General features: G+C 46.5%; 7 protein-coding genes and 1 pseudogene. 5 read left to right on the plus strand and 3 right to left on the minus strand.

Annotated elements, in window-relative coordinates:
- Window positions 1-362: pseudogene (locus DSM107010_RS39285) on the plus strand (hypothetical protein); the annotation flags it as partial.
- Window positions 363-432: 70 nt separating this feature from the next.
- Here DSM107010_RS39285 and DSM107010_RS01260 read toward each other — a convergent pair.
- The 3 genes from DSM107010_RS01260 to DSM107010_RS01275 form a co-directional block, all read right to left on the minus strand.
- Entirely contained in the window at window positions 433-1077 is a 645-nt protein-coding gene (locus DSM107010_RS01260) for a class I SAM-dependent methyltransferase (protein WP_409197272.1), read from the minus strand.
- Window positions 1078-1214: 137 nt separating this feature from the next.
- The gene (locus tag DSM107010_RS01270; RefSeq protein WP_127022133.1) at window positions 1215-1484 is read right to left on the minus strand and encodes a thioredoxin family protein; all 270 of its coding nucleotides are present in this window, start codon (window positions 1482-1484) and stop codon (window positions 1215-1217) included.
- Window positions 1485-1629: 145 nt separating this feature from the next.
- Window positions 1630-2109 (minus strand): heavy metal-responsive transcriptional regulator, encoded by a 480-nt coding sequence (locus DSM107010_RS01275; protein ID WP_106170890.1) that lies wholly within the window; start codon window positions 2107-2109, stop codon window positions 1630-1632.
- A 655-nt stretch (window positions 2110-2764) separates the two neighbouring features.
- On the opposite strand from DSM107010_RS01275, the gene DSM107010_RS01280 reads away from it, so the two are divergent.
- From DSM107010_RS01280 to DSM107010_RS01295, 4 genes are all read left to right on the plus strand, one after another.
- Window positions 2765-3109: a hypothetical protein gene (locus tag DSM107010_RS01280; RefSeq protein WP_106170887.1), complete on the plus strand. Its 345-nt coding sequence runs from the start codon at window positions 2765-2767 to the stop codon at window positions 3107-3109.
- A 458-nt stretch (window positions 3110-3567) separates the two neighbouring features.
- A complete protein-coding gene (locus DSM107010_RS01285; protein WP_106170885.1) occupies window positions 3568-4611 on the plus strand; it encodes a F510_1955 family glycosylhydrolase in 1044 nt (347 codons plus the stop codon).
- 102 nt (window positions 4612-4713) lie between these two features.
- Window positions 4714-5208: a hypothetical protein gene (locus DSM107010_RS01290; protein WP_127022136.1), complete on the plus strand. Its 495-nt coding sequence runs from the start codon at window positions 4714-4716 to the stop codon at window positions 5206-5208.
- 212 nt (window positions 5209-5420) lie between these two features.
- Window positions 5421-7102, plus strand: a 1682-nt coding sequence (locus DSM107010_RS01295; RefSeq protein WP_479684196.1) for a winged helix-turn-helix domain-containing protein, incomplete at its 3' end; no start/stop codon positions are given.

A 7102-nucleotide genomic window follows, 5' to 3' on the forward strand; every position in this document is an offset into this window, starting at 1 on the left:
ATCGCACGAAAACGTTTGCCGATACAAAAGTTAATTTAGAACTTTCTCCAGCAACAGTTAAAGCAGGTGAAGAAGTCACTTTGATGTTCGATCTACAAGATGCAGCCAACGATCGGTCGATTACAGATTTGCAACCTTACTTAGGAGAGAAGGGACATCTGGTTATCCTGAGACAGTCATCCCCTCTCACATCGAACGATTACGTCCACGCTCATGCACTAAAAGATACACCTTCTGGACAAGTGCATTTTGCTACTCGTTTTCCTCGTTCGGGAAAGTATAAACTTTGGGGTCAATTTAACCGTAATGGCAAAATCGTCACGGCTGATTTTTGGGTGAATGTTGCAGACAGTTCGAGTTGAATGTGTATTTCTAGGGGAGTGGCTTTCTTTCTAAGCGATACCCAGTGATGATTTGAAGTATGGAGACAAACTAATTATGAATCGTAGCTGTCGCTACCATCATTCCCCAAACGACATTAAAGCGGAATCTGGTAGCACGGTGGATGTCAAAACCTGCTAGCTCCAGCAAGTGATGAAACTCTGCTTCGGTGTAACACTGCTGGTAAGCTGGGTCAAAAAATTTCAGCACCAAATCGCAGAGCCGACACAACAAATAATCTTTGCACCAATCTAGAATTACGACTCTACCGTGAGGCTGCAAAACCCGCTTCATTTCTACTAATGCTGCCACAGGGTCTTCAAAATAGTGAAAAGAACTGGCAGATACAACGATATCAAAGCTGCGATCGCCAAATGGTAGTGCCGACGCAGGTGCAGTATGAAACGAAACGTTGGGGTAGGCGTGAAGTTTTTGGCAGGCGATCGTCAGCATCTTTTCTGAAATGTCTACTCCAATTATCTCTTGCGTCGGCTGCTGGGTCAGTACCAGCCGTTCAAATTCTCCCGTTCCACAACCAATATCCAGCACTTTGTCCTGGAAAGAAATCTGCGCCCAATCTTGGAGAAATGACAGCGTGTTGGTAATATAACTGTTCCAGCGTCGATCGTACTTCGCTGCCATTCGGTCGTATTGTTCGCGAACTGTGGTTTTAGTCATATGAATTTTGGATGTTATTGAATGACCAACTGCGAAAAGAGTTGCGGAAAACTCCCATACAACTTCAAGTCCTTTTGGTTGCCACACCAATGATTTGTGGGCTAACAATTGCTGGAACGTTAGCCCGAAAGTGCTGGTAATCTACACCGCCAATTTCAACTTAGAGGCTGACCTACACCAATAGCTTGTAGTTGCTCTTGATTTGGCTTACCAGTCAAAACCAGTTTTCCATCGATCGCCAGCGCGGGAACAGCTTGAATTCCATACTGCTCGGCTTTCTCCAGGTAAGTTGGGTGTGTCTGTCCCTCCCGCAGGTCATATATTGACACCTCACAACTAGGACAACTTAGTTCTCGCACCAACCGAACTGTTTCATTGCAAAGAGGACAGTCGGCTACAAAGATCTCAATTTGACGTTTGTTCATGATATTCATCCAGTACGCACTCTTGATTTTCTACTACTAATATTCTGGACTCTCCATTAAGCTTGAGAGTCAAGCATAAAGACAATTTTCTTTACAACAAAACGAAATTTTACCTATTCTGAGGCTAGTTTCTTCCGAACTCTGACTAGAGATTTGGTTCGCTGGATAGTGAATGCTCAGCTACTTCCTCAATTAAGCTGCAAAGCTCTTGGCTACAAGGATCGTCTAAGGGTCTGTCTGCCCAACGTTTTCGATACGCCTCAAGCTCTGTCTTCAGTGCCTTCATACGATATAGTTGCTCCTCAAGCTGAGCAATTTTTTGATTCAGTAAGTCTCGGACGAGGGGACAGGCAGCACTTCCTCGATTCCGTACACCCAGTACTTGCTGAATTTCGCTTAGGGAAAACTGTAAGGATTGCGCTTTTTTGATAAATTGCACCCGCTTGATAGCATTACTTGTGTAGTAGCGGTAGCCACTTTTACTTCTTTGGGCTGGTTCTATCAACCCTAAAGATTCGTAATATCGGATAGTTGCCACAGCCACATTTGTTTTTTCTGCCAGTTCTCCAATCTTGAGAAGTTTGTTTGGCAAGACCTCTCCACAAGTTTTGTTCGCAGCAGTCATAGTAAATATGGGGTAATCTACTCTGAATATCTTCAGCTTAAAGTCTAAAGTCAGCTGTAGAGTCAAGACTTACGCTTATATTGCCCATATTTGTTGGAAATAGCTATCTAATAAGCTCTCGAAAGCCCAACAGATGACGATGTGCCAGTCCTTCTTCGCCCTGGCGGTAGAATAATCCACGCTTAGTAGAGCTAGTGAACTAATGCTAATACTCGATACAGTAAGCATTGGCACTCCATAGAAGTTGTAGCAAGGTGACTGCTGAACTTCATCAGAAAAATGGATCTGAAACCCCGTCATGCCCGCGAAGCGAAGGACGGCTTTACAAGTATCTACTAAGCAATAACTAACCCGTTTGAACTAAGAATCAAAGTTACTTTGCGCCTGTGCATCTGCCCAAGCCTTTTCTAACTTGCATCGTTGAGAGATATTTGTCTTTCAGTATCGCCAGAGACGTAGCCAATTCCCTTTGGGGAATTAATCAAGTCACCTTTCCTCAAGCGAGGTAGGTGAAAGTTCTTGGTACTATTACTTGATTGGATGAAGCATTGTTAAAGAAGATACAGAAAGACTTGACTCTCAAGTCAACTTGAGAGTTTAGCCTAAAGTCAGTTCAAAAGGAACTGATTGAGCGACAGAATCATAACGGTTAATCATGAACACGACTACACGCATTCAAACAGTCATCAGATCTGCTGCAGCTGGTCTAGCACTATTAGGGTTGACAGCTATTCCAGCATTTGCACGCAACCACGATCGCTTAGTAATACCTTCTGCGTCTGGAACAGCCCAAACTCAAACGCAGTCAACTCCAAATGAAACACAGATGAATGAAATGAAGATGGAGAAGATGCAACAAATGAACCAAATGATGGAGCGATGCAACTCCATGATGAGCATGATGCAGAACATGATGGATAGTGACAATATGCCTGGAATGATGAATCACCAGAACAACCGTCCTGGACAAAACATGATGAACCGCACGCCCAGGCAGTAGACTTCTAGTTCTGTTTTCAGCCGCGAGGAATAGCTTGTTCAACTGAAGCAATATCTGTAAAACTCGCAACAGCAACAGAAAGTCATTGTCAGGCAGATTAATGCCTTGGAACAGAATAAACGGCGCTAATATCAATTTCGTTGAAACGATCGGATTATTGTAGGGGCGGGATTACCAGAGATATCCATACATATAAAAAACTCGATAAACCCGCTCTTACGGTATTTACCGTCGATTAACCGGACGCGATATGACTTTTGAAAGAAATCGTCTCAGCTTCAAGCCTAAACAAATTTAATTGATGACAGTATTGTTTGCTCCCCAACCAAGGAAGAATAAACTTTGGATTTGGCTAAGTTGAAGAAATAAAGCCCAATTAAATCCAGGTTAGCGTTGTGTCATAACTGAACCAGATTCTCGCCTTCCCGCAGACAAGATTCCATAGGAAAATAAAGTAAATGAGTCAGCCAGATTCGAGAAGTAAAAATTTTAGAAAACCGAGGAGCAAAAAAGCATTAAAATATGCTCTGCCCATTGCCGCTTTTGTTTTATTAGTTAGCGGCATGAGTTTATGGTTTGCCTCCTCTAACCAGCAACCTTCAAATGTTTCGACAGCAAATCGGGTACAGCTACCTGCTGCCAATCAGGAAAAGGAAACAGCTTCCTCAAATGAAGCGGTCACGCTCACCCCTGCCCCGAAAACCTGGCGGGAAACAACTCACGTACACGGGTTAGCAGTCAATTCAGTTAATCCAGCGGTCGCCTATGTTGCTACCCATCATGGACTGCTTCAGCGTTCCGAAACTGGGCAGTGGTTTTGGATGGGTAAACAACGGGCTGACTACATGGGCTTTACCGCTGACCCTACCAACCCCAACCGCTTTTACTCCAGCGGTCACCCACCCACAGGCGGCAATCTAGGATTTCAAATCAGCGACAACCAAGGACTGGACTGGAAACAAATTTCGCTACCAGGAGTGGATTTTCACGCTTTGGCGATCGCGCCGAGCAATCCAAATATCTTTTATGGCTGGCCCGCTTCTGGAGCGCAGGGATTGCATGCTTCAACGGATGGCGGTAAAACTTGGACTCAGCCGCGCATGGTTGGGCTAGGGGATGCTCCCTTTAGCCTGACGGTCGATCCCCAAAATGCCGCTCGCGTGTTTGCCACGACTCGCTCAGGTTTGTATGAAAGTACCGACAGTGGCAACAGTTGGACGTTAGTTCCCAACACTCAAACTGCACCCGTAGTAGGTTTAGCCCTATTGAAACAGGGAAACCACAGTGTGCTGGTTGGATATCGCGCCCTCCAATCGGCACCTGGTCTGTATCGCAGTGCTGACAATGGCAAGACGTGGCAGCCGTTGGGAACTGGAACGAACGGAACAATATTACATTTGGCGATCGCCCCCAGCAATCCCCAGGTGCTTTACGCAGTGAATAAAAACAATGCTGTCTTTCAATCCCAAGATGGCGGCAAAACTTGGAAAGAACTGGAATGACGAAGCGCAGGTGAAATCAATGGCGGGTTTTAGGTCAATCGCCAAAACGCTACCTCGCTTCACTATTGAACGATTGTCTTAAGGACTTACTTAAATTGTCGTATGTCAAATCGTCAAAACGCCATGCACTTCTTTGGTTGGCTGGATTCGCCCGAATGGAATGTAAGTGTATTCTCATTTTTGTTGTCTTTCTTTTGGGAAATTCAGCAAATGCCGTTTTATCAAGTTCCATCTGAACTTTCCTGCTTTGACATCACTAGAAATTGCACTCTCGCTACACTAGGGGATGTTGGAATCTCACTTGCCTCCTTTTGGGTGGTCGCAGCTATATCAAAATCGCGTCAATGGTTTCATCAACTAAGCCGCTGGAACGTCGGTATTTTTATACTTGTAGGAGTTGTTATTACAGTTATTTTTGAAGCCCTAGCAACTGGACCGCTGGGTGTATGGACATATGCCAATTCTATGCCAACGCTCCCCTTCTTCGGTACTGGACTAGTGCCACTATTGATGTGGATGCTGATACCGCCTCTGACAATTTGGTTCGTCAAGCGCCAACTTTCTCATGTCAGATATAGAAGCTCGAAACCTATGTAATGAGGTACTTTGCCGCTCGATTTCTAAACAATAAGTTGGCTCGTGCATTACTCTGGTATCGCTGACGACCAGCGCCGAGCCATTGTAAAGTAAAGTAGTTTGTCTAGTAACTTTCTAAAGCCTTTATTTGCTCTTGAGTTAAATTCTCAGTGGTTGATTTGGTAGTAATGCGTTAGCCAAGCAGCGTGAATTAGGGTTGAGGGGCATCATCGATGACTAATTCCCTGTTATTGACAAAATTCCACATTCCACCAGTTCGATCTTCTCTGGTACGGCGCGATCGCCTGCTCGAACGACTGAATTGTAGTTTGTCAGGCAAGTTAAGCCTAATTTCGGCTCCAGCTGGTTCTGGTAAAACCACCCTACTGAGCGAGTGGTTGCGTCAAACTAATCTACCTAGCAGTTGGTTATCGCTCGATGAAGGGGATAACGATCCGCTCCGATTCTGGACTTATTTTGTTGCGGCTTTACAACAATCCCACCCCAATATTGGAGCCACAACGCTCTCTATGCTGCGATCGCTCGAATCCCCATCGTTCGAGTCTTTTTTGATCCCGCTGATTAACGAAATTACCAGTTTTTCGGACGAGCGGATTTTAGTTTTGGACGATTATCAAGCGATCGCCGCTCGTCCAATTCATGAGGCTATGACCTTTTTGCTCGATCGTTTGCCACCGCAACTACACTTGGCGCTCGCTTCTCGCATCGATCCACCCCTACCACTGGCGCGATGGCGCGTCCGCGATCGGTTGATGCAACTGGGAGCAGCAGATTTATGCTTCACCCTAGCAGAGACGACTGCATTCATCAACCAGTCAATGCAACTATCTCTATCACAAGAGCAAGTAGCGACACTTCAAGCACGGACGGAGGGATGGATTGCGGGATTACAACTAGCGGCGCTATCAATGCGCGATGTCAAAGACATTTCGACATTTATTGCCTCGTTAACAGGCGATCGGCATTACATTCTGGACTACCTAGTTGAAGAGGTGCTAGAGCGTCAGCCCAAACCTCTCCAGTCATTTCTCCTACGCACTTCCATCTTAGAGCGCATGTGTGGCGATCTTTGCCAAGCAGTTGTGGAAGGCGCTCGCTCGCTCGATGGGACGGAGACTTTAGCACAGCTAGAACACCGCAACCTATTTGTTGTGCCGCTGGACGACAATCGGCAGTGGTATCGCTATCACCACCTGTTTCGCCAACTGCTCTTGGATCGCTTGCAACGGACAGAACCGGAGCAGGTGAGCGAGTATCATCGTCGGGCGCGAGAGTGGTACAAACATCATGGATTTGTCACCGAAGCAATTAGCCACGCGATCGCCGCTGGCGATTTCCCCCAAGCAGCAGACTCGATCGAGCGAGAGGCTCAACTGACCAATCCACGGGTTGAGCCTGCCAGGTTGCTAACATTTCTAAAGGCAATGCCCGACGGTCTCGTTTGGACGCGCCCGTGGCTTTTGCTATCTTATGCCTGGGCGCTCTACTCTACAGCTCAATTTCCTGCCGCAGTGCAGGCGGTTCAATCGCTGGAATCCTTGCTGCAACAACAAAAACCATCGGCGAATACCGAAAAGTTATGGGGGCTGGTGACTGCGATTAAAGGCATACAAGCGCGTCAACAGGGAGCAACGGCTGAATCAGTGACGCTGATGGAACGAGCCTTGCAGCAGTTGCCTCAAGACGATTCTTGGCTGCGGGCAGTCATTCTACTCAATCTCGGCGTGACTTACTTTGTGGCAGACAACTATGCAGCAGCTAGAAGGTTGCTGCCCGAAGTGACTCAAATCGGTCAAAACAGAGGCATAGCAGATCCGGCGATCGCCCCATTGTATTTGCAGGCGCAGTTTCTCGCCTTGCGCGGTCGGCTCGATGAGGCAACCGTTCTGTGCCA

Source organism: Chroococcidiopsis cubana SAG 39.79 (genome assembly GCF_003991895.1).
Lineage (GTDB): Bacteria > Cyanobacteriota > Cyanobacteriia > Cyanobacteriales > Chroococcidiopsidaceae > Chroococcidiopsis > Chroococcidiopsis thermalis.

Bases quoted from the DNA above. Each gene is read 5' to 3' on its own strand.
- DSM107010_RS01275 (WP_106170890.1), bottom strand. From the start codon at position 2,109: ATGACTGCTGCGAACAAAACTTGTGGAGAGGTCTTGCCAAACAAACTT.
- DSM107010_RS01290 (WP_127022136.1), top strand. From the start codon at position 4,714: ATGTCAAATCGTCAAAACGCCATGCACTTCTTTGGTTGGCTGGATTCG.
- DSM107010_RS01285 (WP_106170885.1), top strand. From the start codon at position 3,568: ATGAGTCAGCCAGATTCGAGAAGTAAAAATTTTAGAAAACCGAGGAGC.
- DSM107010_RS01270 (WP_127022133.1), bottom strand. From the start codon at position 1,484: ATGAACAAACGTCAAATTGAGATCTTTGTAGCCGACTGTCCTCTTTGC.
- DSM107010_RS01280 (WP_106170887.1), top strand. From the start codon at position 2,765: ATGAACACGACTACACGCATTCAAACAGTCATCAGATCTGCTGCAGCT.